The following is a 26,366-nucleotide window of genomic DNA, read 5'->3' on the forward strand; positions in this document are numbered from 1 at the left end:
CCCTATTGCGACGCATTTCCTTCGATCCGGTCATCATAGCCGCTGAGCGCCGAGATGACCGCCGGGACATGGGCATAGCGGTGGCGCAGCAGCGCCAGCCGCGCATCGGTGCCGGTGCAGAGCGCCGCGATATTGTCCTGCAAATAGGCCAGCCGCTCCGGATCATAGGCTTCCTCGCCCCGGAAATGGTCGCAACTGTCGCGGTCGACCATGTAGCGCGTCACCTCATCGGGAAAGGGCTGGATGTCGGCCGCGCCGTCCGATGGCGGCAGGTCGGGGACATAGGGGGGCGGCGGGATGTTGACCACCGAAGGCTTCATCGGCAGCAGCCGCAATGGCACGGCGCTCGTCGGGCCGGCGTCCGCCTGCCGTCCGGCGCCTTTTCCGCCGGGGCGCGAAGGCGCGGCAGCGAGGGCGGAAGATGCAGGAAGCGTCTCCGCCGCCTCTTCCCGGCGCAAAGGCATGTCGGGTAGCGCGAGGGAACCGAGGGCGTCACGCGGCTCGCCAGGCCGTTCCCCCGCCTTTGCGCTCGTCTGTCCATCGGAGCCAGGAGAACAACCGGCGGCCAGTGCCAGCACCAGCATCGGAAACAGCGTCTTGCCTGCGTTCACCCGATCTCCTCTCTCAAGCTGGCGATCAGGTCGGCGGCATGGTCCAGCCGCTCCTCCTCTTCATCCAGAATCGCCATGAAAGCGGTTCGCCTATATTGATGCACCGCTTCCTGGGAAAGACGGCTTGCCGCGGGACATGCAGAAATCACGATGTCCAGCAGCCGCTCCACCCCATGAAGCCGCCCCCACAGATAGTCGTTCTCCCGATAGGCGCGGCTGAAGAAAGCGCCGAAATTATTGAATTCTACGCCTTTCAGCGTCGCTTCCGCCCCGCCGGAGCGGATCGCGCTGCAATCCTCCGGCGAGATGCGGTCGACCTTGACCGGATCATATTCGTCCATCCCATGCCCTTGCAGCAGCGGCAGGGTGGCGATGTCGTAGAAGGGGAAGCCGAGATAGGCGAGCAGCATGGTCCGACGCGCCGCCCTGGGCAGCGCCGCCAGGGCATCGGCCAGCATCATGTCCGCCGCTTCGTCCCGTTCGCGCAGGCCACGTAGCTGCGCCACCGCCTCCAGCGCTGCGCCGGGATCATTGGGGACTTCGCGCGCCGCCGCCTTGATTTCCCCATTGTAGAAGTCGGCGCCCTCGCATTCGGTATAGTGCGACAGGGCGGCGTAGATGGCGTCGTGCATCTTCTGGATGACGGCGTCGTCCGCGGCGCCCTCCACCTCCAGCGTTTCGGCCAGACGCCGGGCGAGGAAGCGCAGGCGGCGAATGCGGAAGGGCAGGTCATGCTGGCGGAAGAAGCCGACCGGGGCGGATGCCGGTCCGACATCCTCCGTCAACTGGTCCGCACCGATCGACCTGACATGGCCCCATAGCGCCTGGCGGTAGCTTTCGCGCATCAGCGCGCTTTCCTCCCCGCTCAGGTGGAACAGCAGGTCGGCCAGGTCCTCGACGATGCCGGACAGCTTGAGGTGGCCGTAAGCGGGGAAGGCGAAGCCGGCGGAACTGGCGGCCCGTTGCTGGGCCTTGCTGCGCCAGGCGGACAGCCGCGCCGGCGTCGGGCGATCCAGGAACAGCATGCCGCCGATGGCGCTTTCGACCTCCGCCTCTATGCCGGGCCGCAGAGCGGTCAATATGCGCGCCATGCGCCGGATGCGGGCGCTGTGCCGGTCTATGGCGTCCAGATTGTCGCGGATCGGCTGTTCGCGGGGAATGTCGCTGAGCGCGCCGAAAATGGTGCGGAAGAAGCCCGGCAGCGGCGCATCCTCGCCCGATGAGGCTTCCTCCGCCTCGCCGTGGCGGTTGAGCTGGATCGAGCGATGGCCGGGCTTGGGATCGATATAGACGAAGCGCCGGTCGACCTCCCGCCGGGAGGGGCGGTTCCTGAGCGCGCCGATGGCCTGGGCGAACGGGGCGTTGGCCAGCACCGAACCGTCGATCAGCACCGCGTCCTCGGCGCGTCCGCGCGCCGCATGGCGGGGAAGGGCGCGCGCCAGAAAGGCGTCCCGCGTCGGCCAGGCGCGATGGCGGCGTTTCAGCACCCGGTCCAGCTCGCGCACGGTGAAGGGCGGAAAGGCGCCGGGAAAGCTGGCCGTGGCGCGGGCGGCGAAGACCAGTTCGGCGGGATCGGCAAGGTTGCGCTGTCCATGTCCGCGGGCGCGAAAGCCGATGGAGAGCCGATGTTCCGTCTCCACCACCTGTGGGGGGCTGTTGAGGTTCAGGCTCTGCGGATGCCCTTCGAAATCCGTGACGGTGACGAACAGGTCCAGCGGATGGCCGGGCGGCAGCAGCGCCGGGCCGCGCCCAGTCGCCTCCATCGCGTCGAAGGCGTCCAGGATCATGGCCGTGAAGATTTCCCCGCCGAAGGGAGGCTCGAACCAGCGGGAGCGGATGAAGTGCGACAGCTTGTGCCGAACCTCCTCCCGCGTATCGGGGGCGACGGTGCGCTCGACCGTGTCTCCCGGATGCCGCGCCGCCATCCACACAAGCGGCGTCGCCCAGAATTTGGTGATCCGCCGGGCGGGGCGGGCATCGGGATCGAGCAGCTTTTCGACATCGGCATTGTCGAGCCACATATCGGTCAGCGGGTCCAGCGACTGGCCCGTCTCTATCGCCTGCGCCAGGAAGATGCCGTTGATGCCGCCGGCGCTGGCCCCGGCGATGATGTCGGGCATCACCCGCAATTTGACGCCGCAGGCCGTTTCCAGATCCTCCAGCAGCTTGCGATAGACCGCCTCGCTGCTGTTGCCGGACGGCACGCCGTCATGGAACGCCCGGCTGGCCCGGGCCAGATGCCAGATCTCCTTGGTGATGCCGTGCATGTAGACGGCCAGGCTGATCCCACCATAGCAGACCAGTGCGAGCCTGAGTTCCCGCTCTTTCATGGGGTTGAGAGTTGCAGAGCAAAGGGGGCTTGTCGAGGGGGCGCTGATGGACAGGCGCGTTTGCCCAAAGGGTTCGGTGCTCCCGCCCTCGCAGGAACATGATGGAGCTTCGCCGTCACCCCAGCTTGAATTCCGCCCAGATGGGCAGATGGTCGGACGCCTTTCGCGCCCCCGCGCTTTCATGCACGCCGCAATCGACCAGCTTCAACTGCCCGCAATGCATGATCCGGTCGAGCCGCGCCACCGGCCGTCGCGCATGGAAGGAACGGCCGCAGGGCGCGAAGCTGTAATGCCGCGCGAAATCCGCCAGGCAGCCCCGTTCCGCGCTCCATTCGTTGAGGTCGCCCATCAGCACCGTCGGCATGGCGTCGCGCTGCCCTGCCGCGTGGATCACGGCGGCGGCCTGCTTGCGCCGCCAGAGCCCGGACAGGTCCAGATGCATGCCGAAGATGCGAAGATGCGTCTTGCCCAACGTCACCTCCGCCATGGTCGCGCCGCGCGGCTCCAGGCAGGGGAGGTGCAGAACGTCGTGCGCGCCGATCTCCACATCCTTGCGCACCAATATGGCGTTGCCGTGCCAGCCCATCGAATCGACCTGCACGTTGAGCGGCACCGGCTTATAGGGGCTGATGCTCTCCAGCAGCCAGGGCGGCAGCGCCGCCGACCGAACGCCGAAGCGCCGGTCGGCCTCCTGCAGGGCGATGATGTCGGCGTCCAGTTCGTTCAGCACGTCGATCACCCGCTCGGGAACCCGGCGGCGGTCGGTGCCTATGGCCTTGCGGATATTGTAGCTCGCGACGCGAATGGTCTTCATGGCGAAACAATGCGCCACAGCGCGCCCGGTTTCCATGGCAAGATGCAAAGAGGATTTGTGTTCCGCATATGTTCTGATATGCGTGCCGCATGGCCAAGGCAAAGCGAAAATTCGTCTGTCAGCAATGCGGCACCGTTTCGGGCCGGTGGCAGGGGCAGTGCGACGATTGCGGCGAATGGAACAGCATTGTCGAGGAAGCGGCCGAGACGGTCTTTTCCGCCCGCCACGACCTGCATAGCGGCGGCAGGGCGCTGACGCTGGTGGGGCTGGACGACAAGGTCGAACTGCCGCCCCGCACCACCACCGGCATTGCGGAGTTCGATCGGGCGCTGGGCGGCGGCATCGTGTCCGGTTCCGCCACGCTGATCGGCGGCGATCCGGGCATAGGCAAGTCGACCCTGCTGTTGCAGGCGGCCGCGCGCATTGCTTCGGCCGGGCACAGCGTCGCCTATATCAGCGGCGAGGAAGCGTCGGATCAGGTGCGCCTGCGCGCGCAGCGGCTGGGGCTTGGCAATGCGCCCGTGCAGCTTGCCAGCGCCACTTCCGTGCGCGACATACTGACGACGCTGGGGGAGGGCGCGCCGCCCGCGCTGCTGATCATCGATTCGATCCAGACGATGCACAGCGACCTGATCGAGGGCGCGCCCGGCACGGTGAGCCAGGTGCGCGCGTCCAGCCAGGAACTGATCCGCTTCGCCAAGCAGCGCGGCACCGCCCTGATCCTTGTCGGTCATGTGACCAAGGACGGCAGCATCGCGGGCCCCCGCGTGCTGGAGCATATGGTCGATACGGTGCTGAGCTTCGAGGGAGAGCGCAGCCACCAATATCGCATCCTGCGCGCGATCAAGAACCGCTTCGGCGGCACGGACGAGATCGGCGTGTTCGCGATGGTGGCCGAGGGGCTGGAGGAGGTCGCCAATCCGTCCGCCCTGTTCCTGACCCATCGCGACGAGAATGTGACCGGCGCCACCGTCTTTCCGGCGCTGGAAGGGACGCGCCCGGTGCTGGTGGAGATCCAGGCGCTGGTCGTCCGCCTTTCGAGCGGGGCCACGCCCCGCCGGGCTGTCGTGGGTTGGGACAGCGGGCGGCTGGCCATGGTGCTGGCCGTGCTGGAGGCGCGCTGCGGCCTCAGCTTTTCGACCTGCGAAGTCTATCTGAACGTCGCGGGCGGCTATCGCCTGTCGGACCCGGCGGCCGACCTGGCTGTCGCGGCCGCGCTGATGTCGGCGCTGTCGGAACGGCCGGTGCCCGCCGATGTCGTCCTGTTCGGGGAAATCGCCTTGTCCGGCGAAATCCGCCCGGTGGCCCATGCCCCGTTGCGGTTGCGCGAGGCGGCCAAGCTCGGTTTCAACCGCGCTTTCGTTCCCGCCGCCGTGGCCGATGGGGTCAAGGGCATTTCGGTCAGCGGTTATCGCGCCCTTGCGCAACTTGTTGACCAGATGCTCGGCCGCGGATAGCCAACAGCGCGATGAACGCGATCGACATTCTCGTCCTGCTGCTGATCGGCGGCTGCGCCATTTTCGGCCTGATGCGCGGTTTCGTGCAGGAAACCCTGTCGCTGATCGCCTGGGTGCTGGCGATCTTCGCGATCCGCCTTTTTCACGCTTCGGCGACGGAACTGGCGGCGCCCTTCGTCGGCAGCACCAGCGGCGCGGCGGTGCTTGCCTTCGCCTTGGTGTTCGGCATCACCTTCGGCGCGGGCAAGCTGCTGGCTCACGCCATCGGCCGGCGCACGCGGCAGTCGGTGCTGGGTCCCGTCGATCGGGTGCTGGGCGCGGGCTTCGGCGCGGTCAAGGGGCTGATCGGCGCGACGCTGGTCTTTCTGGCGTTCAGCCTGGTTTACGACACTTTCTACGGCAGCGGCGCGCGGCGGCCGGATTGGCTGTCCGATGCGCGGACCTATCCGCTGCTGAACGCCAGCGGTCAGGCGATCAGCGAATTCGTGGCGGAACGGCGGGCGCGCAAGCCGTCCGAGACGGACTAGAGCCAATCGACATTCAGAAGATGACGAGCCGAGCCGAAGGCCACCGAAGGTAAAATGGCGGTTTTCTGTGAGCCGGAGCGCAGCCTACTCAAGGTAGGTGAGCACCGGCAGCACGGAAAAGCATCATTTGCAGGCCGTCAGGGCTGAATGGCGATTGGCTCTAGCGGGCGATCCCCGACTCCGCCTGTCACTCTGTTTCCTCTTTCCGTCCGTTCCGCCTGCGTATTGGAGGCAACTTTCGGTTCTGCCCATCCGTTTATCGGGCAACAGCAACTGAAGGAGACAACCGATGGGCGAGATGACCGACAAGGTGAAGGCGGCCGGCAACAAGGCGGCCGGTGCGATCAAGGAAGCGGCTGGGCGCAACCAGCGCGATCCCGATCTGGTCGCGGAAGGCAAGGCGCAGAAGGCCAAGGGCACGGCGCAGGACGTCAAGGGTTCGGTCAAGGGCGCGCTTGGCGACAAGATCTGAGCCCAAGTCCAAGAAGCTTCCATAGAATGGCCTCGCCTTTTTGGCGGGGCCTTTTACTGTATTATTGACATCATACGCCTCTTGCTGTTCCAATCCTTTCAGCAAGGGAGTTCAGGGACATGTGGGATCGACGGTCGATAATCGCGGGCGGGACGGCTTCGTTCCTGTGCGCCGCCGGGTTGCGGGCGCAGGTCCTGCCGCCGCAGGGCTTTGCGACGCCTTCGGGCACCGTTCCCTTCGCGCCTGATGTGTTTCGCGAGCGCCGCCGCCGGGTGATGGAGGCGTTGAAGGACGGCGTCGCCATCGTCCATGGCGCGGGGCCGGTGGAAAGCAGCGCGGCGGTGGCGCCGCCCTTCGTGCAGGATGGCGATTTCGCGTGGCTCACCGGCATTGTCGACGAGCCGGACGCCGTGCTTGTCATGGCGCCCGCCGAACGCACGGTCAGGGAATGGCTGCTGCTGCCGTCGCGCGATGTGGAGTCGGAGCGGTGGGAGGTCGAGCGCCTGCCGCTGGGCACCGAAGTGGAGCGGCGCACGGGCTTTTCCCGGGTGGCGCGCACCGGCGGGCTGGGGAGCCTTGTCACCGCTTTGGCCGAGCGGTCCAAGACGCTGCATTTCCTGGGGCCGATCGTCAGCGCGTCCGCGCCCGTGCCCAGGGCGCTGGAGCTTTACGGCAAGGTGATGCAGCGGGTGCCGGGCGTATCCCTGAAGGACGACAGCGGCCTTCTGCCCTCGCTGCGCATCGTCAAGGAGGCGCGCGAACTGGAGCTGATGCGCAAGGCGATGGCGGCGACGGCGCGCGGCCATCTCGCCGCGATGAAGCAGGTGCGGCCCGGCATGACCGAAAGGCAGTTGAAGGCGATATTGGAGGATGGCTTCCGCGCCGGGGGCGGCGACGGGCTGGCCTATGACAGCATCGTCGCCACCGGGCGCAACGCGGCGTCGCTGCACTATACCGGCGGCGGCGGGGTGATCGGGGAGAGGGACCTGATCCTGATCGACGCGGCGGCCTCCGTCGGGGGATATGCCTGCGACGTGACGCGCACCTTCCCCGCCGGCGGCAGGTTCACCGACGAACAGCGGGCATCCTATGAACTGGTCCTCGCGGCGCAGGCGGCGGCCGTCGCCAGGCTGAAGGCCGGGGTCTATTATGAGGATCTGGTCGAGGCGGCGAAGGACGTGTTCCGCAAGGCCGGGCGGGTGGACGACTTCACCCATGGGCTGGGGCATCTGGTCGGGCTGGACGTCCATGATGTGGGCGACATGTCGAAGCCGCTGCCGGCGGGCGCGGTGATCACCGTGGAGCCGGGGCTGTACGTCCAGTCCGCCAATTACGGCATCCGGATCGAGGATCTGTACCTGATCACGCCGACCGGTTCGCAGCGGCTGAGCGAAGCCGTGCCGCGCACCGTCGCGGAGATCGAGGCGGCGATGGGGCGGTAGGCTTGCTTTCCGGGCGGATGGAATCATCTGCTGACTTGGAAAAGGCGACAAAACGGAAACTTGGAGCAGTCGAGCCGATGCAGTCGGATTGAAATTTGCTCTGGGGTGTGTGGGCAAGTTCAAGACCTTCCTTCTCCCTTGAGGGAAGGATGGGAAGCGTTGGCGACGGAGGAGCCGGGGCGGGGTTGGATGAGGGGGAGCGGGCCTGCGGCCCGCGCGGTCCCTTGGATCGCAACCCCCTCACCCGGCTGCGACTAGGCAGCGAGCTGCCAAGTCTGCGCAGCCCTCTCCCTCGAGGGAGAGGGGTAAGGTGGGTGTCCGATTCCTTCCCACATCATGCGGGCTGGCGAGACTTGAACTTGTCCGTGCAGGAGCGCGGTTTGCTGAAATCGATTTTAATCCTCTTCGGGCGCGGCGAGATAGGCCCGCACGTCGCGTCGCAGTTCGCCTGCGCAGAGGTAGAGGGCGATGACATTGGGGAGCGCCATCAGGAAGAAGCTGCTGTCGACGATGCCGACCACGCGGCCGAGGTCGATGGCGGCGGCGGGGGGCAGGGCGACGATATAGAGGATCTTGTAGGTCCATTGCGCCCGGGGACCGTTGCCGAACAGATAGCCCCAGGCCTGAAGCCCGTAAAAGCCCCACGCCACCAGCGTCGAATAGGCGAACAGCACCACGACCACCGCCAGCAGCCAGGGGAAGGAGGGCGAAACCTGCGCGAAGGCGGCGGAGGTGATGGCGATCCCCTCCAGCCCGCCATTCCATGTGCCCGCCACGACCAGCGCCAGCCCGCCCAGCGCGCAGACGATCATCGTGCCGAGCAGCGGTTCCAGCAGGGCGACCAGCCCCTCCGACACCGGGTGCCGCACCCGCGCCAGGCTGTGCGCCATCACCGCCGATCCCACGCCCGCCTCGCTGGCGAAAACGGCGCGCCGCATGCCCGCGACGAAGGCGCCCACCGCGCCGCCGGTCGCGGCCTGCCCGTTCCATGCGCCGTGCCAGATGTCCGCCAGCGCGCCCGGAATGGCGGCGGCGTGAAGGATCAGCACGGTCGCGACGCCGATCAGATAGACCGCGACCTTGAGCGGCGTCAGCCGCTTCGCCACCTCGCCCAGCCAGGCCGCGCCGCCCAGCGTCACCAGCGCCACCGCGCCGGCCAGCATCGTGCCATAGGCCCAGCCATTGGCGAAGCCGGTCACCACCTTCACCTGCGCGAAGCTCTGGTTGACCTGCACCATGGGGATCGCCCCGAACAGCGCGAAAAAGGCGTAGAAGCCGCCCAATATCAGCCCGATCTTCGGCCAGCCGCGCGCCGCGCCCACCGCCTTCAGCACATACATCGGCCCGCCATGCACATGGCCCTGCGCGTCGAAGACGCGATATTTGAGGCCCAGCGTCACTTCCGCCATCTTCACCGTCATGGCGAACCAGCCGATGATGAACATCCAGAGGATCGCGCCCGGCCCGCCCATCGTCAGCGCGACCGCGACGCCCGCGATATTGCCGAGGCCGATGGTGCCCGACAGCGCCGTCGACAGCGCGCCCCACTGGCTGACGTCGCCCTTCGCCTCGCCCGCATGCGGCTGCGCCCTGAGGATGCGGAGCGCCCGGCCCACCGCGGTCAGGTTGGGAAAGCCGAGCCAGAGGGTGAAGAACAGCATCGGCAGCGCCAGATAGAGCACGATCAGCTCGATCTGCGCGCCGAGCACCGGCACCTTCATGAAGACCGCGCCGGAAAGGGCGTCGACCGCTGCATTGAATCCGTCCATTCGCAAGGGGATGGCCGGTCCTTGCTGGAAAGTCGAACAAAGATTGCTATGGGAAGCATGAGAGCTTCACCGCGGGGCGGGCAGGGACGATGAGCAGGAAATATTTCGGTACGGACGGCATTCGCGGGCGCACCAACCAATGGCCGATGACCGCCGAACTGGCGATGAAGGTCGGCATGGCGGCGGGCAAGCATTTCCAGCGCGGCACCCATCGCCATCGCGTGGTGATCGGCAAGGATACGCGGCTGTCGGGCTATATGGTCGAAAATGCGCTGGTCGCCGGGTTCACGGCGGTCGGCATGGACGTGGTGCAGTTCGGGCCGATCCCGACGCCCGCCGTGGCGTTGCTGGCCCATTCGATGCGCGCCGACCTGGGCGTGATGATTTCGGCCAGCCACAATCCCTATTTCGACAATGGCATAAAATTATTCGGTCCGGACGGCTACAAGCTGTCGGACGAGGATGAGCTGAAGATCGAGGCGATGCTGGACCAGCAGATCCCGCTGGCCGCGTCGCAGGACATCGGCCGCGCCCGCCGCGTGGAGGATGCGCGCGGCCGCTATATCCATGCGGTCAAGTCCAGCTTTCCCGCCGATCTGCGGCTGGACGGGCTGAAGATCGTGGTCGATTGCGCCAATGGCGCGGCCTATCAGGTCGCCCCTTCCGCCCTGTGGGAATTGGGGGCGGAGGTGGTGGCGATCGGCGTCACGCCCAACGGCATCAACATCAACGACCAGTGCGGATCGACCGCGCCGCTGCTGTTGCAGGAAACGGTGGTGTCGTCGGGCGCCGACATCGGCATCGCGCTGGACGGCGATGCCGACCGGCTGATCGTGGTGGACGAGCATGGCGCGATCGTCGACGGCGACCAGATCATGGCCCTGATCGCGGGCAATTTCGCGAAGGCGGGGATGCTGCGCGGCGGCGGGCTGGTGGCGACGGTGATGTCGAACCTGGGGCTGGAGCGGTTTCTGGCCGGGCAGGGCATGGCGCTGGAGCGGACCAAGGTGGGCGACCGTTATGTGCTGGAGCGGATGCGCGAGGGCGGCTTCAATGTCGGGGGCGAGCAGTCGGGGCACATGATCCTGTCCGACTATGCGACGACCGGCGACGGCACGATGGCGGCGCTGCAGGTGCTGGCGGCGCTGGTGCGGTCCGGCAAGCCGGCGAGCGAGGTGCTGCACCAGTTCGATCCGGTGCCGCAATTGCTGAAGAATGTGCGCTTTTCCGGCGGCAGGCCGCTGGAGCATGAGGATGTGCGGAAGGCGATCGCGCAGGCGGAGGCGGAGCTGAACGGGTGCGGGCGGCTGGTGATCCGTCCGTCCGGCACGGAGCCGGTGATCCGGGTGATGGCGGAAGGCGACCGCGAGGAGCAGGTCAGGGACGTGGTGGAGCGCATCTGCGACGCCGTGGCGAAGGCGGCGGCGTGACGGCGTTGCGTTGCGGTTGTCCTTGCGGATATGGCGCTGCCTTTCCGGCGCGTCCGGGCCGGGGGAGGCGGCGGGAGATGGGTTCCCGCCTGCGCGGGAAAGACGGACGGAGGACGATCGTCCATGCTTGAGATGCGGCCCGATTGCGAACGCTGCGGCGTCGATCTGCCCGCCGACGAGCCGGGGGCGTTCATCTGTTCCTTCGAATGCAGCTTTTGCGCGCCCTGCGCCGAGGCGCTGGACGACCGCTGCCCCAATTGCGGCGGGGAGTTGATGGACCGGCCCACGCGGGTGGGGGATGCGTTGAAGCGGCATCCGGCTTCGGCGGAGCGGCGTTTCGGGGGATGAGCATCGCCCGCATCCTGATCGTCGCCGGGTCCGACAGCGGCGGCGGTGCCGGCATCCAGGCCGACATCCGCACCGTGACGCTGTTGGGCGGCCATGCCATGACGGCGATCACCGCGATCACCGCGCAGAACACGCTGGGCGTGCAGGACGTCCATCCGGTGCCGGCCGACATGGTGATCGCGCAGATGGAAAGCGTGATCGGCGACATCGGGGTCGACGCGGTGAAGATCGGCATGATCGGATCGGCGGAGACGGCGGCGGCGGTGGCCGAGCGGCTGGCGGCGCTGGAAGGCCTGCCCATCGTCTTCGATCCGGTGATGGTGGCGACCAGCGGTTCGGCGCTGGCCGATGAGGCGACGGTGGCGGCGTTCGAGCGGCTGATGGCGCTGGCGGCGCTGGTGACGCCCAATATTCCGGAGCTGGAGGCGCTGGGCGGGGAGGAGATCGCAGTCCGCTTCGCGACGCATGTGCTGGCCAAGGGCGGCCATGGCGAGGGGCCGATGCTGACCGACCGGCTGATCGGGCCGGGCGGCGTGGTGAAGGCCTGGAGCAATGCGCGGATCGACACGCGGCACAGCCATGGCACGGGCTGCACGCTGGCCAGCGCGATCGCGACCGGGCTGGGGCAGGGACGGGACATGATCGACGCGATCGAGCGGGCGCGCAAATATGTGCGGGAGGCGCTGGCGCTGGCGCCCGGCCTTGGCGGCGGACATGGGCCGATGGGAGCGCCGTTCGGATTTCATGACCATGCCTGATTTCGCCCATGAATTGCGGCATCATCCGGGGCTGGTCGCCGGGGTGGACGAGGCCGGGCGGGGGCCGCTGGCCGGGCCGGTGGTGGCGGCTGCGGTGATCCTGCGGCGGGAGGATTGCCCGGACGGGCTCAACGACAGCAAGCAGCTCAGCGCGGCGAAGCGGGCCGTGCTGGAGGGGGAGATCAAGGCGCGGGCGCTGTGCTGGGGCCTGGGGGTCGCTTCGGTCGAGGAGATCGACAGCCTCAACATCCTCTGGGCGACGATGCTGGCGATGACGCGGGCGGTGGAGGCGCTGACCCATGACTGCGCGCATGTGCTGGTGGATGGCAATCGCTGTCCGCAATGGCGCTGGGCCTCGACGGCGGTGGTCGAGGGCGACGCCAAATGCCTGTCGATCGCGGCGGCATCCATATTGGCGAAGGAGGCGCGCGACCGGATGATGATCGAGGCGGCGGCGGCGCACCCGCATTATGGCTGGGAAAGCAACAAGGGCTATGGCAGCGCCCGGCATCTGGCCGCGCTGCGCGAGCATGGGCCGACGCCGCTGCACCGCAGGAGCTTTGCGCCGGTCGCGCAGTTGAGCCTGCTTTAGGGACGCGCCGGGGCGGCGACCGTCCCGATCCGATACCGATGCGAGTCCGCCGGGGGCTGGCGCTGCGCCGTCTTATGGTTAAGAAGGTGTTTATGCGCGCCTTTCTGACCTTCCTGCTGTTGCTGACCTGTGCGGTGGCGCCGCCGGCCGGGGCGCAGGAGGCGCTGGGGCCGGGGGGCTATCGCTGGCTGGAGGAGGGGCCCTTTGCCGGGCCGCTCTATCTGGTCATCAGCATCGAGCGGCAGAGGGTGCATGTCTATGACGGCGACCGGCTGGTCGGGGTCGCCAGCGTGTCGACCGGCATGAAGGGGCATCGCACCCCCACCGGCGAGTTTCCGGTGTTGCAGAAGCGGGAATGGCATCGGTCGAACCTCTATTCCAACGCGCCCATGCCCTTCATGCAGCGGCTGACCTGGGACGGGATCGCGCTGCATGCCGGGCATAATCCCGGCTATCCGGCGAGCCATGGGTGCATCCGCCTGCCCCAGGCCTTCGCCCGCAAGCTGTTCGGGATGACGCAGATCGGCACGCTGGTCAGCGTGACGTCGGACCGGCTGAGCCCCGCGCTGATGGTGGATGCGCTGGTGGTGGGCGATCCGGGGAGCGCGGTCGCCACCTTCACGCCGCAGGCGCCGGTCGTGCTGGCGCAGCGCGAAGATGCGGGGGTGGGAGCGGGCGCGCCGATGCTGGAGGTCGATCCGGGGATATTCCGGCTGAGGTTGATGCGGCGTTAGGGGCCCTTCAGATGGGGCAGGAAGGCGGCGGGTTCCTGCGAGACCCCGCCGCCTTCCTGTTTTCCGGCATTCCGATCAGGCCGCTTCCGCGGTTTCCTCCGTCGCGGGGAGGCGGATGAGATAGTCGAAGGCGGACAGCGCCGCCGTCGATCCGGCTCCCATGGCGATCACGATCTGCTTGTAGGGCACGGTCGTGCAGTCGCCTGCCGCGAAGATGCCCGGCTGGCTGGTTTCGCCGCGCGCGTCGATCTCTATCTCTCCGCGCGGGGAGAGGGCGATCGCGTCCTTCAGCCATTCGGTGTTGGGGACGAGGCCGATCTGGACGAAAATGCCCTCCAGCTCGACATCGTGCTCCGTGCCGCCGTTGCGGTCCTTGTAGCTGAGGCCGGTCACTTTCTCGCCATTGCCGTCGACCCTGGTCGTCAGGGCCGAGGTGATGATCCTGACATTGGGCAGGCTGGCGAGCTTGCGCTGGAGCACGGCGTCGGCGCGGAGCTGGCTGTCATATTCGATCAGCGTCACATGGGCGACGATGCCGGCGAGGTCGATGGCCGCTTCGACACCGCTATTGCCGCCGCCGATCACCGCGACGCGCTTGCCCTTGAACAGCGGACCGTCGCAATGCGGACAATAGGCGACGCCCTTGTTGCGATATTCATCCTCGCCGGGCACGCCCATCTGCCGCCAGCGGGCGCCGGTGGAGAGGATGACGGTGCGGCCCTTGAGCGACGCGCCATTTTCGAGGACGACTTCGTGATAGCCGCCTTCGGCCTTGGCCGGGATCAGCTTCGCCGCCTTCTGGAGGTTCATGATCTCGACATCATAGTCCTTCACATGCGCTTCCAGCGCGGAGGCGAGCTTGGGCCCTTCGGTGCGGCTGACCGAGATGAAATTCTCTATGTCCATGGTGTCGAGCACCTGGCCGCCGAAGCGTTCCGCCGCGACGCCGGTGCGGATGCCCTTGCGCGCCGCGTAGATGGCCGCCGCCGCGCCGGCGGGGCCGCCGCCCACCACCAGCACCTCGAACGGGTCCTGGGCCTTGATCTTCTCCGCCGCGCGGGCCGCCGCGCCGCTGTCGATCTTCGCGACGATCTGCTCCAGCTCCATGCGGCCGCTGGCGAAGGGTTCGCCGTTCAGGAAGACGGTGGGGACGGCCATGACCTTGCGCGCGTCGACCTCTTCCTTGAAGAGCGCGCCGTCGATGGCGGTGTGGCTGATGCGCGGGTTGAGCACGCTCATCAGGTTCAGCGCCTGCACCACGTCGGGGCAGTTCTGGCAGGAGAGCGAGAAATAGGTTTCGAAGGCGAAGTCGCCGTCAATATTCCTGATCTGCTGGATCAGGTCCTGCGCGGCCTTCGACGGATGGCCGCCGACCTGGAGCAGCGCCAGCACGAGCGAGGTGAATTCATGCCCCATGGGCAGGCCGGCGAAGGTGACGCCGATGTCCGTGCCGGTGCGGCGGATCATGAAGCTGGGGACGCGGCTGGCGTTACCGGCGGCGATCGTCACCTTGTCCGACAGTTCGGCGATCTCATCCAGCAGCGTCTTGAGTTCGCGGCTCTTGGGGCTGTCGTCCAGCGATGCGACCAGCTCGATCGGCTGGGTGATGTTCGCCATATAGGCCTTGAGCTGGGCCTTCAGATTTGCGTCCAACATCTTCGGTCTCCTTGGGTTGGGCGCGCCTATCCGGGGCGCGGCTATATGTTCGCCGGAACGGTGCGACCCGAAGGCCCGGCGGTGTTTGCGATGATGCGATTTGACTTCGTCGTGCGCTTGCCTTCGCAGGAGCACGCGGCATGCAGAGGCCCTGCCGGATCAGGGAGGAACTCGACCCGATCCGGCAGACGCCCTTTCAGGTCTTTAGATCTTGCCGACGAGGTCGAGCGACGGAGCAAGGGTCGCTTCGCCTTCTTCCCACTTGGCCGGGCAGACTTCGCCGGGATTGGCGGCGACATATTGCGCGGCCTTGACCTTGCGGAGCAGTTCGGTCGCGTTGCGGCCGACGCCTTCCGAGGTGATTTCCATGAACTGGATCACGCCTTCGGGATCGACCAGGAAGGTCGCGCGGTCGGCAAGGCCCACGCCCGGGCGCATCACGTCGAAATTATTGGTGATCTGGCCCGACTGGTCGCCCAGCATATAATAGTTGATCTTGCCGATGGCCGGCGAGGTGTCGTGCCAGGCCTTGTGGCTGAAATGCGTGTCGGTCGACACCGAGTACACCTCTACGTTCAGCTTCTGCAGCGTCGGGTAGATGTCGGCCAGATCCTCCAGCTCCGTCGGGCAGACGAAGGTGAAGTCAGCGGGGTAGAAGAAGAAGACGGCCCACTTGCCCTTCACGTCGGCGTCGGTCACGTCGACGAACTTGCCTTCCTTGTAAGCGGTGGCCTTGAACGGCTTGATGGTCGTGTTGATAAGCGCCATGGGCTTTCCAGTTCCTTTTTAGGGGGTTGCTGTTGCCCGACCCATGTAGGGAAAGCGCAGGGCGCCGTGAAATTGGTTTTATCGACAAGGTTGATTGATAAAAACGATCACCGCCAGCTTCATTGATCGATCTAGCCGCTTCTCGGCTTTTGCAGGACGTAGTTCATCGCCTCCTCCAGCATGCCTAGCGCTTCCTCTATGGTGAAGGTGGAGGAGTCGAGGCACAGTTCCAGCCACAGGCCGTCGATCATCGCGGTAAGCCCGATGGCGGCGATGCGCGCGTCGGGACGGGGAATCTGGGGCGCCGCCTCGCGCAGCAGCACCTCCATGCGTTCGCGCCCGCCGCCATAGGTTTCGGCATGGGTGGCGGCGATGGCGGGATTGGTCTTGTTGAGGCTCCAGAAGGAAATCCAGGTCGCCAGCAGATCGGGGTCCAGCACGGGCGGCTGGAAGTTGGAGCGCAGATAGGCCCACAGCCGTGCGCGGGGGCAGGAGCCGGCCTCCGCCACGGCGCGTTCCATGGCGGCGGCGACCTTTTCACCGACATCGCGATAGGTGGCCAGGATCAGCGCGTCGACGCCGTCGAAATAATGGGTGAGCAAACCGGCCGAAACGCCGGCATAGGCGCAGATCGCGCGGACGGAGGTGCCGCCCACGCCCTTTTCCGAAAGACAGCGCGCCGTCGCCTCGATCAGGGCCTGCCGCCGGACATCGGCGGATTCGCGAACGAACCGCGCCCTTTCCGGGCGCCCCTCAACCTTGTTCTCCATCTCTTTTCCCCGCCCATGATCCTGCCTTCCCGCCGCAGCCGCTGGCAAGCGGCTCCGCCCCCTGTCGGGAAATGGATCGAAGCCCCGCGTTCAGCGGTTTATCGGGTCAATTGCAAGGAGAAAGATGGATGAATCGTCGCAATCTGGGCCTGATTCTCCCGCTGATGGCGATGGGAGCGCTAACTTCCGGTTGCGCCAGGAGCGCCGACGAGGGCGGGGCCGCGAACAATGCCGCGCAGCCGGCCGATGTGGAGGCGATTGCCGAGCCGGATGCCGTCAATGCCGCCGCCAACGGGGCGGCGGGCCTGCCCACCGACGAGTGGGTCGGGCGGTGGAATGGGCCGGAGGGGCTGTTCCTGGACATCCAGCCGTCGCCCGATGGCCGGCCCGGACATTATGCCATCGCCAATCAGGACAATCTGGACCGGCAGGGAGACTATCCCGGCGTGGCCGAAGGGGCGACGATCCGCTTCGTGCGCGACGGCAGGGACCTGAGCATTCGTCCGGGCACGGGCGCGGAAACCGGGTTCAAGGACCTTGCCGGCCGGCAGGATTGCCTGATCGTGCTGCCGGGCCGGGAGGGCTATTGCCGCTGATCCGGTCAGGAACCCGCCCGCTCGCTTGCGCATTTATGCCGCCGGGTGGCGTGAAGACGAGGAGGATTTCTATGGCGGATTATCAGGATCGTCCGGCGACGACCACGATCATCGAGAAGCGTGGCGGCGGCGGAACCATGGTGGCGGTTCTCTTGCTGGTCGTGGTCGTGGCGATTGCCGCCTTCTTCCTGATCAGCAGCCAGAGCCGGAAGGACAGCGCGGTCGAGAGCGCGGCCACGCAGGTCGGCCAGGCGGCGAGCGATGTCGGAGATGCGGCCAAGGACGCCGCGGGCGCCGCGAAGGGCGAATAGGACCGGCGCCGCACCGGCGGTTTCCCGCCGTTCATCCGGTTGGATTGCAAAAAAAGGGCGCCCTGTTCGGGGCGCCCTTCCTTCAGGCCTGCCGTTGTCGGCTCAGCCGGATGTCGTCAGCCTTCCACCTTCGCATGCCGGGGTGCGGCTTCGTTGAGGATGCGCAGGATCTTCTTGAGCGCGCTCGGTTCGTCCGTTTCCTCCATCGCCGCGAGTTCGCGGGCGAGGCGGCTGGACGCGGCTTCGAAGATCTGCCGTTCGGAATAGCTCTGTTCCGGCTGATCGTCGGCGCGGAACAGGTCGCGGGTCACTTCGGCGATCGACACCAGATCGCCCGAATTGATCTTCGCTTCATATTCCTGCGCGCGGCGCGACCACATGGTGCGCTTCACCTTGGGCTTGCCCTTCAGGGTTTCGACCGCTTCCTCCAGCGTCTTGTTGGAGGACAGCTTGCGCATGCCGACGCCCTCGGCCTTGTTCGTGGGCACGCGGAGCGTCATCCGCTCCTTTTCGAAACGCAGGACATAGAGTTCCAGCTCCATGCCCGCAATCTGCTCCTTCTGCAGTTCTATGACGCGGCCAACGCCATGCTTGGGGTAAACAACATAATCACCTACGTCAAAGGACAGCGCCTTGGCAGCCATTTGAAACCTTTCCATGTCTTCGGGGGAGCGGTGGCATTCGCGTTGCAGGTGCGAAAAGGTGCACGAGCCAGGGGAAGCGCGGCGCCACCATCATAACATCAGGCATTTGTCTCCGTAGTGGACGCGACCATATCCACCTGTTGGCGCCTATTTAGCAGATTCGTAACAAAATTGCCACCCCCGGACACAAAATCCGGGAGTGGCGGTGCAAATTAAACGCAACAGCTAGTCTTCATGAGGATGCCGGCGGCCGTTCGCGACAGCCTTGCGGCGCGGCGTTTCAGCTGCCCGCGCCGGGCTCCGGCGAGAAGAATTTCTCCAGCTTGTTTTCGATGCCCTTCATCTCGTCGGCGTCGGCGGGGGCTTCGCCCTTGACGGTGATGTTGGGCCATTCGGCGGAGAATTTCGTGTTCAGCTCCAGCCATTTTTCCAGGCCGTTCTCCGTATCGGGCAGAATCGCCTCGGCAGGGCATTCCGGTTCGCACACGCCGCAGTCGATGCACTCGTTCGGATTGATGACCAGCATGTTCTCGCCCTCGTAGAAACAGTCCACGGGGCAAACCTCGACGCAATCCATATATTTGCAGCGGATGCAGTTATCGGTCACGACATAGGTCATGGGTCAGCACTCTTGGTAGGGAGACAATCGGCGCCCTGCTATGCGCGGTCGGCGCGAAGGTCAATGAGGATATTGTTGGGGCGCGGGTAGTGGGCTTTTTCCTGTCATTCCTGTGGAGACGGGGATTCATCCCCCCTGCCGATGAGCTGGGGGCAATGTTGGGAGATGGGTTCCCGCCTTCGCGGGAATGACAAAAAGGGGGGGGGGGGCTTCAGGCGCCGACCGTCAGTTCCTCGTAGCAGGACTGGGCTTCGGGGGCGGGGCCTCGGCGGCCGGGGAGCTGGAGGATGCGGACGACCCGGACGCCGCTGGGATGGGGAAAGGTGATGAGATCGCCGGCCCGCACCGGCGCGTGCGAGCGTTCGATGCGGCGGCCGTTGAGGCGGATATGGCCGTCCTCCGCCATTTTCTGGGCGACCGAACGGCTCTTTGCGAGGCGCGCGAACCAGAGGAACTTGTCGATGCGCAGGCTGGGGCCGTGGGCCGCGACCAGGCCCGCGTCAGCCATTGCGGCCCAGCAGTTCGGCAAGGCCCGCAAAGGCATGGTTGCCGGTGGGGGCAGGGCCGGACGAGGCGGCGGGGCGCGGCCCCCGGTCGTTGCGGGGCTTGCCCTGGGCGGGCGCGCCGCGCTTTTCGCGGCCCGGATGCTGCTGGTGCGTCCGCGCCTTCTGCCGGCCACGGAAGGCCCAATTGGGTCCGCCCTCCGCAGGCGCCTCCACGGCGCGGAAGCCCGCGAGGCGCATCAGTTGCAGGAAGGCGTCCTCCGACAGGCCGAGCGAGACGATCTGCGGACTCTGCGCGGTGAAGGCCTCGTTCCTGGCGATGGCTTCATGCGCGGTGCGGGCCATGCGTTCGGCCATGTCGATGCGCAGCATCTGTTCGCCAAAGCCGCGGAAGCCGGCGATGCGGGCGCCCATCTGCTCAGGCTTTTCGCCGGCCGGGATCAGGGTGAGGCCGGGGCCGGGCAGGGGCAGGCAGGGCTTGCCCAGGCGCGCGGCCAGCAGGGCGGCGCGCCAGCGGGCGGCGCCGGGCTTCAGCAGGCCGGGATGATAGATGTCGAGCACGCCGATGTCGATGCCGGCGCGGCGCAGCAGATGGCGCTGATCCTTGTCGAGATGGCCGAGCGCCGAATCGAGTTCGGTGCGCGCGATGACGCCGCCGGCATCGGCAAGCTGGGCGAAGACGGCGCGGACGACGGCGGGGACTTCGGGATCGGCGCTGCTGGCCACCATTCTGGTGAGGGGCAGCAGATGCTTTTCCTTCTGCGCGTCCATCCATGCGGCAAGGCGGGCCGCCACCTGCTTCTGCACATCCTGTCCCATTGCGAGGAGCGCGCGGTCCAGACGGATTTCCGGGGTCAGCAGCGCGGGGCCGCCGTGCAGCGTCGCCACCGGATCGCCCTTCCAGCTTATGCCGGGGGCCTGCCCTGCTTCGTCCATGAGCGCGAAATCGGTATCGGGTGCGCCCAGCAATTCGTCAGCCTTCACTCGCAATATCCTTCCAAGGCGCCGTTCAGCGGCCGCCAGCAGCATCTTCCTGTCCTGATGCCGGGTAGCGGGATCGACCGAGAAACGAAATCCGTCAAGTCGCCCGATCGTCTCGCCATCGACGCAGACTGTCCCGTCCTGTTCGATTTCGACCGGCAGATTGGCCGCGCTTTGGCCGATGTCCCTTAGCAGAACGGTGGTGCGCCGGTCCACGAAACGCTGCGTCAGCGCGGCGTGGAGCGCGTCGGAGAGCTTTTCTTCGAGGGCGCGGGTGCGCTCCGCCATTTCCGCCGGATGGGCGAGCCAATCGGCGCGATGGGCGATGTAGGACCAGGTGCGGGCGGCGGCGATCCGGCCGGAGAGGGTGTCGATGTCGCCCTGAACCGAATCGAGTCGCGCAATCTGCTGGGCGAACCAGTCGCGGGGGATGTGGCCCGTCCCTTCGGACAGGAAGCGCCAGATGCGGCTGACGGCGCGGGCATGATGTTCGGCGCCCAGCTTCTGGAAATCGGGCAGGCCGCAGGCGGCCCAGAGCCGTTCGACCTGCTTCCTGCCGCGTGCCCGATCGATCACCAGCGGGTCGTCGGCGAGCCGCCTGAGCACGGCGAGGTCGACCGCTTCGGGCGCGGCGCGCAGTTCGGGGCGTTCGGGCTTCTGCTCCAGATCGGAGATGAGGTGATCCAGCCGGTCGGTGCGCGGCGTGCCGTTGCGCCAGAAAAGCTGCTCCACCGGCGGAAACCGGTGCGCCTCTATCGCCTCTATCTCCTCCGGCGTGAAGGCGGCGTCGCCATCCTCATGGCCCAGGCTGCCGAAGGTGCCGTCCTGGTGGTGGCGGCCGGCGCGCCCGGCGATCTGCGCCATTTCCGCGACGGTCAGGCGGCGGGTGCGGCGGCCGTCATATTTGCGCAGCGAGGCGAAGGCGACATGCGCGACGTCGAGGTTGAGGCCCATGCCGATCGCGTCGGTGGCGACCAGATAGTCGACCTCTCCGTTCAGGAACATCTGCACCTGCGCATTGCGGGTGCGGGGCGAGAGCGCGCCCATCACCACCGCCGCGCCGCCCCGGAAGCGGCGGAGCATTTCCGCCACGGCATAGACCTCCTCGGCGGAGAAGGCGACGATGGCGGAACGCTTGGGCAGGCGGGAGAGCTTTTTCGCGCCGGCATAGCTGAGCGTCGAGAAACGCGGGCGGCCGATGATCTCCGCATCGGGGACCAGCGCCTTCACCACCCGGCCGATGCTGGCCGAGCCGAGGATCATCGTTTCCTCCCGGCCCCTGGCGCGCAGGAGGCGGTCGGTGAAGACATGGCCGCGTTCCGGATCGGCGCCGAGCTGGGCTTCGTCCAGGGCGACGAAGGCGTAATCCGCCAGCCCCTCGTTCGCGGTCCCGGCCTGCCGACCGATCGGCATGGATTCCGCGGTGCAGAGGAAATAGCGGGCGCCGGGGGGCACGATCTTTTCCTCGCCGGTGATGAGGGCGACCTGCGCCGGGCCCTTCATGCCGGCCACCCGGTCATAGACTTCCCGCGCCAGCAGGCGCAGCGGGAAGCCCATCATCCCGGAGCTATGGCCGCACATGCGTTCGACGGCGAGGTGGGTCTTGCCGGTGTTGGTGGGGCCCAGGACGGCGGTGAGGGGCGATCGGGCGAACTGGGCCATGGTCCCTGCTATGTCGGGCATGGATCGGGGAAGGGCAAGGGGAAAGGCCCGGGCGGGAGGTCGAATTGGGGTGCGCCGGTCTTGCGGGTGGGCCGCCGGCCTTGCGGCGGGGGTGGGGGTGGGAGATGGATCCCCGCCTTCGCGGGGATGACGGGGAGGGGGCGGGGATGAGGGAGGAGAGGCGAGGATGAGGGGACGAGCGGCGGGGATTGGTCCGCCGGTCCTTTGCGGGGCACGGCCGGTCGCGGAAAAAGGGTTAAAAAAGGCGTGTTTATTTGACTTTAACCTTGTGCTTTTACAAAATTGCGGATGAACGCGCGGCGGGGGTCGGGCGATATTTGCCCCGGGGGCGTGTTTTACCGTGTTTCATGATGGTCAGATCAATGCCCAGCAGGGTGGCGCTTCCGCGTCCCTGTGGCTGACTGACTCGATCCGCAGGGCGGGACCGGCCGAGGATCGGCGCGACTGGCGGGAGAAGCTGCGCGACTGGGCCGAGGATGTGGAACTGGTTCCCGACCTTGGCCAGCGGGTGGGAAGTTTCACCTGGTTCCGGGGACTTGCGACCTGTTTCGGGCTGTGCGCGGCGGCGCTTTATCTGTCGCCGGGCTTTCATGCGCTGCCCGGCGCGCCGCAGCCGCTGATGCCGGCGAGGCAATTCGACGAAGTGCGCAGCCAGATGATCATGCCGCTTGCCCTGGGCGCGGACAGCGGGCGGCGCATGGGGCCGACCGACGCGGTGCAGCCGCTGCGCGAGACGCCGGAGCGGCCGCAGATCGAATTGCGCGCGCAGATCGGCGGCAGCGATTCGCTGGGCCGGGCGCTGGCGCGGGCGGGCGTGAGCGGCGGCGACGTGGCGACGGTGACGAGCCTGGTGGCGGGCGACACCGGCGCGGGATTGAAGCCGGGCACGCCGCTGGACATCGTGCTGGGCCGCCGGCCGAGCCGGGACGTGCCGCGGCCGCTGGACCGGCTGAGCTTCCGGGCGCGGCTCGATCTGGGGATCGAGATCGCGCGGGCCGGCGGGGTCCTGCAGGTGCAGCGGACGGCGATCCATGTGGACGAGACGCCGCTGCGCATCCAGGGCGTGGTGGGCGAGAGCCTCTATCGTTCGGCGCGGGCGGCGGGCGCGCCGCCCAAGGCGATCCAGAGTTTCCTGCGCGTCGTCGCGCAGCAGGTCGATCTCGGATCGATCTCGGCGGGGGACCGCTATGACATCGTCACCGAATATCGGCGGGCCGACACGGGCGACGTGGAGGTGGGCGACCTGCTGTTCGCCGGGCTGCACCGGGCGAGCGGGCGCGGCATCGACATGCTGAAATGGACGCAGGACGGGCGGACCCAGTGGTTCGAGGCGTCGGGCGTCGGCCAGCGGCGCGGCGTGCTGTCGGCGCCGGTGGCGGGGCGCATGTCGTCCAGCTTCGGCATGCGGCGCCATCCGATCCTGGGTTATACCCGCATGCATGCGGGGATCGATTTTGCCGCCCATTACGGGTCGCCCATCTATGCGGCGACGGACGGCGTGGTGTCCTATGCCGGGCGGCATGGCGGGCATGGCAATTATGTGCGGCTGGAGCATGGCAACGGCCTTGCCACCGGCTATGCGCATATGAGCCGCATCGCCGCGTCGCCGGGGCAGCGGGTGCGGCAGGGGCAGGTGATCGGCTATGTCGGATCGTCGGGCCTGTCGACCGGGCCGCATCTGCATTATGAGCTGTACCGGAACGGACGGACGATCAATCCGCTGTCGGTGCGGTTCACCACGACATCGCAACTGGCGGGCAGGGAACTGGCGGCTTTCCGGCAGCGGCTGGTGCAGTTGAAGAGCCTGCGCATCGGCCTGCCCGTGCAGGTGGCGCAGAAGAGCGCGGCGCCGGCCGCGGCCGGGAAATAGCTTTTCGCGGGCGATTCCCTCCGCTAACGGGCGTGAATGAACGCAGCGGCTTCCGACATCACCGCGATCCTGCTGGCCGGGGCGCGGCCGATCCCCGATCCCCTGGCGGCGGCGGCCGGCGTGGCGGTCAAGCCGCTGGTGCCGGTGGCGGGGGAGCCGATGATCAACCGGCCGGCCCGCGCCCTGCTGGCGCATCCGGCGGTCGGGCGGCTGGTCGTGCTGACCCAGGCGCCGGAGCTGTTCGCCGCCGATCCGGCGACCGCCTGGCTGGCGGAGCATCCCGAAGTGCGGTTCGAAAGGAGCGGGGGCGGAATCGCTTCCTCCCTCATCGCCTTGCTGGACCGGGGGGACCTGCCCTTTCCCCTGCTGATGACGACGGCGGATCATGTGCTGCTGGACGGGGCCATGCTGGACCAGATGGTGCGCGAGGCATCCGGCGCGGACATCGCCGTGGCGATGGTCGAGCGCAGGACATTGCTGGCGCGCTATCCGGGGTCGCGGCGGACCTGGCTCAAATTTCGTGACGGCGGGTGGTCGGGGGCGAATCTCTTCTGGTTCGGCAGCGGCAAGGCGCGGCCGGTGGTCGCGCTGTGGCAGGAGGTCGAGCAGGACCGGAAGAAGGGGTGGAAGATTCTGTCCGCCTTCGGACCGCTGGCCCTGCTGGGCGCGGTGCTGCGGATTTCGACGCTGCGGGGCGGGATCGCGCGGGTGGGGCGGCGCTTCGGGATCGTGGCGCGCCTGGTGGCGATGGAGAAGGCGGAGGCCTGCATCGACGCGGACAAGCCGGACGACGTGGCGCTGATCGAGGCGATCCTGGCGGGGTCTGTGCGATAGAAGGGGTGTGTTCCTGCCTGCGCAGGAGCACCTAATTCCATTTCCGCATGTTGTTCCATGTTCGAAAGTCAGTAGGCGTCCAGTTCCTCCAGCGCGGTGAAACGCTGCGACCAGAGCGCGCCGTAGACCGCCATCCACTGCACGACGGGCGCAAGGCCCTTGGCGCGGGCGGAATAATAGGTTTCGCGCCCGGCGCGGCGGGCCGTCACGAGGCTGGCGCGTTTCAGCTTGCCGAGATGGCGGGACACCATGGGTTGCGATACGCCGGAAATGGCGGTGAGGGCGTGGACGCTCTGTTTCCCTTCGCGCACCAGATATTCCAGCAGGGCGCGCCGGGTGCCGTCCGACAGGGCCTTGAACAGTTCGTCGCAGGAGGCCGATCGATCCCCCTTTAAAATATGGTCGGTCATGGCCCCATTCATAATCATCGGGTTATCGATGGGTCAAGGTGAAGGCGGTTTTTACCCTTCCCGGCGGCGTTAACCAAAAAAACTTTGGGCCTGTTCTCCGCTGAGTCTTTTGAGTCACACTAGCCGATCTTGAGTCTTTCGAGTCGCTGTCGACTCAATATCTAGTGGCTACCCGGTTCGTTCTCCGTCATGTTAACCATTATGTGAGGCTTGAACCCTAAGTTGCTGATCTTGACGGCTGACTCCGGAGGACTCATCGCTGGGCCTCAGAAGGAAACGGGGGTCACGAAATGGGTGTCATGGAACGCGTCGCGCCGCGGCGGAAAAAGGCGGTTGCGCCCGTGGAGGTCGAGGCCGACCGCCTGCTGCGCGGCGACTGCATCGCGGAAATGGCGAAGCTGCCCGATGCGTGCATTGACATGATCTTCGCGGACCCGCCCTATAATCTCCAGCTTGGCGGCGACCTGTTCCGGCCCGAGGGCAGCCGGGTGGACGCGGTCGACAATGACTGGGACAAGTTCGATACGCTGGGTTCCTACGACCGTTTCACCAAGGCCTGGTTGCGGGAAGCGCGGCGCATATTGAAGCCGAACGGCACCATCTGGGTGATCGGCAGCTACCACAATATCTTCCGCGTCGGCACGGCGTTGCAGGACGAGGGCTTCTGGATCCTCAACGACATCATCTGGCGCAAGTCCAATCCCATGCCCAATTTCAAGGGCACGCGCTTCACCAATGCGCATGAGACGCTGATCTGGGCGAGCCAGGGGGAGGATGCGCGATATACGTTCAACTACAAGGCGATGAAGACGCTGAACGACGAGTTGCAGATGCGGTCGGACTGGGTGCTGCCGATCTGCGGCGGGCAGGAACGGCTGAAGCGCAACGGCACCAAGGCGCATCCGACGCAGAAGCCGGAGGCCCTGCTCTACCGCGTGCTGCTGGCCTGTACGAAGCCGGGCGACGTGGTGCTCGATCCCTTTTTCGGCACCGGGACGACGGGCGCGGTGGCCAAGCGCCTGGGCCGCAGGTGGATCGGCATCGAGCGCGAGGACGATTATATCGAGGTCGCGCTGGAGCGGATCGAGGCCGCGCTGCCGCTTGACGAAAGCGCGCTGACCATCATGCAGACGGCGCGGCAGCAGCCCAAGGTGGCGTTCGGCACGCTGGTCGAGACGGGCTATCTGCAGCCCGGCGCGGTGCTGACGGATTCGAAGCGGCGCTGGCAGGCGGTGGTGCGGGCGGACGGTTCGCTGTCGGTGGGGGCGGATACCGGCTCGATCCACAAGATGGGCGCGACCCTGCAGGGTGCGCCGAGTTGCAATGGCTGGACCTTCTGGCATTGCGAGGTGGAGGGCGTGCTGAAGCCGATCGATGCGCTGCGGCAGACCTATTTGCTGGCGAACGAGCCTTAACGATCCCGGATTTCCTTTCGGG

At 66.9% G+C, this 26,366-nt stretch carries 26 protein-coding genes; 14 read left to right on the forward strand and 12 right to left on the reverse strand.

Going from position 1 to position 26,366, the window contains the following annotated elements:
• Nucleotides 1-2 precede the first annotated feature (2 nt).
• From EGM87_RS00305 to EGM87_RS00315, 3 genes are all read right to left on the reverse strand, one after another.
• Entirely contained in the window at nt 3-611 is a 609-nt protein-coding gene (locus tag EGM87_RS00305) for a hypothetical protein (RefSeq protein ID WP_061940249.1), read from the reverse strand.
• Nucleotides 608-2,941 (reverse strand): patatin-like protein, encoded by a 2,334-nt coding sequence (locus EGM87_RS00310; RefSeq protein ID WP_137709342.1) that lies wholly within the window; start codon nt 2,939-2,941, stop codon nt 608-610. The genes EGM87_RS00305 and EGM87_RS00310 overlap by 4 nt, the downstream gene beginning before the upstream one ends.
• Before the next feature lie 115 nt (nt 2,942-3,056).
• Nucleotides 3,057-3,755, reverse strand: coding sequence for an endonuclease/exonuclease/phosphatase family protein (locus tag EGM87_RS00315; RefSeq protein ID WP_171009986.1), 699 nt, complete (start codon nt 3,753-3,755; stop codon nt 3,057-3,059).
• A gap of 89 nt (nt 3,756-3,844) precedes the next feature.
• On the opposite strand from EGM87_RS00315, the gene radA reads away from it, so the two are divergent.
• From radA to EGM87_RS00335, 4 genes are all read left to right on the forward strand, one after another.
• Nucleotides 3,845-5,212, forward strand: a complete 1,368-nt coding sequence (radA, locus tag EGM87_RS00320) for a DNA repair protein RadA (protein ID WP_044661660.1) — start codon at nt 3,845-3,847, stop codon at nt 5,210-5,212.
• An 11-nt stretch (nt 5,213-5,223) separates the two neighbouring features.
• On the forward strand, nt 5,224-5,739 hold the full coding sequence (locus EGM87_RS00325) for a CvpA family protein (RefSeq protein WP_044661661.1): 516 nt from the start codon (nt 5,224-5,226) through the stop codon (nt 5,737-5,739).
• 289 nt (nt 5,740-6,028) lie between these two features.
• The gene (locus EGM87_RS00330; protein WP_025551144.1) at nt 6,029-6,211 is read left to right on the forward strand and encodes a general stress protein CsbD; all 183 of its coding nucleotides are present in this window, start codon (nt 6,029-6,031) and stop codon (nt 6,209-6,211) included.
• Between the two features lie 119 nt (nt 6,212-6,330).
• Nucleotides 6,331-7,653, forward strand: a complete 1,323-nt coding sequence (locus EGM87_RS00335; protein ID WP_137709340.1) for an aminopeptidase P family protein — start codon at nt 6,331-6,333, stop codon at nt 7,651-7,653.
• Between the two features lie 395 nt (nt 7,654-8,048).
• On the opposite strand, the gene EGM87_RS00340 is transcribed toward EGM87_RS00335, so the two are convergent.
• Nucleotides 8,049-9,422, reverse strand: coding sequence for an alanine/glycine:cation symporter family protein (locus EGM87_RS00340; RefSeq protein WP_137709339.1), 1,374 nt, complete (start codon nt 9,420-9,422; stop codon nt 8,049-8,051).
• Between the two features lie 89 nt (nt 9,423-9,511).
• Here EGM87_RS00340 and glmM point away from each other — a divergent pair, with 89 nt between their 5' ends.
• The 5 genes from glmM (at nt 9,512) to EGM87_RS00365 (ending at nt 13,284) form a co-directional block, all read left to right on the forward strand.
• Entirely contained in the window at nt 9,512-10,852 is a 1,341-nt protein-coding gene (gene glmM, locus EGM87_RS00345; protein WP_048577137.1) for a phosphoglucosamine mutase, read from the forward strand.
• Nucleotides 10,853-10,975: 123 nt separating this feature from the next.
• Nucleotides 10,976-11,200, forward strand: a complete 225-nt coding sequence (locus tag EGM87_RS00350) for a DUF1272 domain-containing protein (RefSeq protein ID WP_103000197.1) — start codon at nt 10,976-10,978, stop codon at nt 11,198-11,200.
• Nucleotides 11,197-11,958 carry a bifunctional hydroxymethylpyrimidine kinase/phosphomethylpyrimidine kinase gene (gene thiD, locus EGM87_RS00355; RefSeq protein ID WP_137709338.1) on the forward strand — a complete coding sequence of 254 codons (762 nt, stop codon included), beginning with the start codon at nt 11,197-11,199 and terminating at the stop codon, nt 11,956-11,958. Before EGM87_RS00350 ends, thiD begins: the two co-directional genes overlap by 4 nt.
• Nucleotides 11,951-12,550, forward strand: coding sequence for a ribonuclease HII (rnhB, locus tag EGM87_RS00360; protein WP_025551133.1), 600 nt, complete (start codon nt 11,951-11,953; stop codon nt 12,548-12,550). The genes thiD and rnhB overlap by 8 nt, the downstream gene beginning before the upstream one ends.
• A 92-nt stretch (nt 12,551-12,642) precedes the next feature.
• Nucleotides 12,643-13,284 (forward strand): L,D-transpeptidase family protein, encoded by a 642-nt coding sequence (locus EGM87_RS00365; protein WP_208759558.1) that lies wholly within the window; start codon nt 12,643-12,645, stop codon nt 13,282-13,284.
• A gap of 75 nt (nt 13,285-13,359) precedes the next feature.
• Here the strand turns inward: EGM87_RS00365 and ahpF are convergent, their stop codons facing one another.
• The 3 genes from ahpF to betI all read right to left on the reverse strand — a co-directional run bounded on the left by ahpF (nt 13,360) and on the right by betI (nt 16,478).
• On the reverse strand, nt 13,360-14,940 hold the full coding sequence (gene ahpF, locus EGM87_RS00370; RefSeq protein WP_137709336.1) for an alkyl hydroperoxide reductase subunit F: 1,581 nt from the start codon (nt 14,938-14,940) through the stop codon (nt 13,360-13,362).
• Nucleotides 14,941-15,144: 204 nt separating this feature from the next.
• Entirely contained in the window at nt 15,145-15,708 is a 564-nt protein-coding gene (gene ahpC, locus EGM87_RS00375) for an alkyl hydroperoxide reductase subunit C (RefSeq protein ID WP_013040906.1), read from the reverse strand.
• Between the two features lie 131 nt (nt 15,709-15,839).
• Entirely contained in the window at nt 15,840-16,478 is a 639-nt protein-coding gene (gene betI / locus EGM87_RS00380; protein WP_044661667.1) for a transcriptional regulator BetI, read from the reverse strand.
• Nucleotides 16,479-16,606: 128 nt separating this feature from the next.
• Between betI and EGM87_RS00385 the strand changes: the two genes are divergently transcribed.
• Nucleotides 16,607-17,074, forward strand: a complete 468-nt coding sequence (locus EGM87_RS00385) for a hypothetical protein (protein WP_025551127.1) — start codon at nt 16,607-16,609, stop codon at nt 17,072-17,074.
• 71 nt (nt 17,075-17,145) lie between these two features.
• Nucleotides 17,146-17,385: a hypothetical protein gene (locus tag EGM87_RS00390; protein ID WP_025551125.1), complete on the forward strand. Its 240-nt coding sequence runs from the start codon at nt 17,146-17,148 to the stop codon at nt 17,383-17,385.
• Nucleotides 17,386-17,501: 116 nt separating this feature from the next.
• Here EGM87_RS00390 and EGM87_RS00395 read toward each other — a convergent pair whose 3' ends face one another.
• From EGM87_RS00395 to EGM87_RS00410, 4 genes are all read right to left on the reverse strand, one after another.
• A complete protein-coding gene (locus EGM87_RS00395; protein ID WP_025551124.1) occupies nt 17,502-18,029 on the reverse strand; it encodes a CarD family transcriptional regulator in 528 nt (175 codons plus the stop codon).
• A 280-nt stretch (nt 18,030-18,309) separates the two neighbouring features.
• Nucleotides 18,310-18,648, reverse strand: a complete 339-nt coding sequence (fdxA, locus tag EGM87_RS00400) for a ferredoxin FdxA (protein ID WP_025551122.1) — start codon at nt 18,646-18,648, stop codon at nt 18,310-18,312.
• A gap of 211 nt (nt 18,649-18,859) precedes the next feature.
• Nucleotides 18,860-19,156, reverse strand: coding sequence for an RNA-binding S4 domain-containing protein (locus EGM87_RS00405; RefSeq protein WP_044661669.1), 297 nt, complete (start codon nt 19,154-19,156; stop codon nt 18,860-18,862).
• On the reverse strand, nt 19,149-21,794 hold the full coding sequence (locus EGM87_RS00410) for a helicase-related protein (protein ID WP_253719105.1): 2,646 nt from the start codon (nt 21,792-21,794) through the stop codon (nt 19,149-19,151). The genes EGM87_RS00405 and EGM87_RS00410 overlap by 8 nt, the downstream gene beginning before the upstream one ends.
• Before the next feature lie 361 nt (nt 21,795-22,155).
• On the opposite strand from EGM87_RS00410, the gene EGM87_RS00415 reads away from it, so the two are divergent.
• Nucleotides 22,156-23,685, forward strand: coding sequence for a M23 family metallopeptidase (locus tag EGM87_RS00415; RefSeq protein WP_025551597.1), 1,530 nt, complete (start codon nt 22,156-22,158; stop codon nt 23,683-23,685).
• A gap of 36 nt (nt 23,686-23,721) precedes the next feature.
• Nucleotides 23,722-24,519, forward strand: coding sequence for a nucleotidyltransferase family protein (locus EGM87_RS00420; protein ID WP_025551598.1), 798 nt, complete (start codon nt 23,722-23,724; stop codon nt 24,517-24,519).
• A 68-nt stretch (nt 24,520-24,587) separates the two neighbouring features.
• Here the strand turns inward: EGM87_RS00420 and EGM87_RS00425 are convergent, their stop codons facing one another.
• Nucleotides 24,588-24,929 (reverse strand): ArsR/SmtB family transcription factor, encoded by a 342-nt coding sequence (locus EGM87_RS00425; protein ID WP_137709335.1) that lies wholly within the window; start codon nt 24,927-24,929, stop codon nt 24,588-24,590.
• 290 nt (nt 24,930-25,219) lie between these two features.
• Between EGM87_RS00425 and EGM87_RS00430 the strand changes: the two genes are divergently transcribed.
• A complete protein-coding gene (locus EGM87_RS00430; RefSeq protein ID WP_025551601.1) occupies nt 25,220-26,344 on the forward strand; it encodes a site-specific DNA-methyltransferase in 1,125 nt (374 codons plus the stop codon).
• The last annotated feature ends 22 nt before the right edge of the window (nt 26,345-26,366 follow it).

Source organism: Sphingobium sp. RSMS, from assembly GCF_005406185.4.
Taxonomy (GTDB): Bacteria; Pseudomonadota; Alphaproteobacteria; order Sphingomonadales; family Sphingomonadaceae; genus Sphingobium; species Sphingobium fuliginis.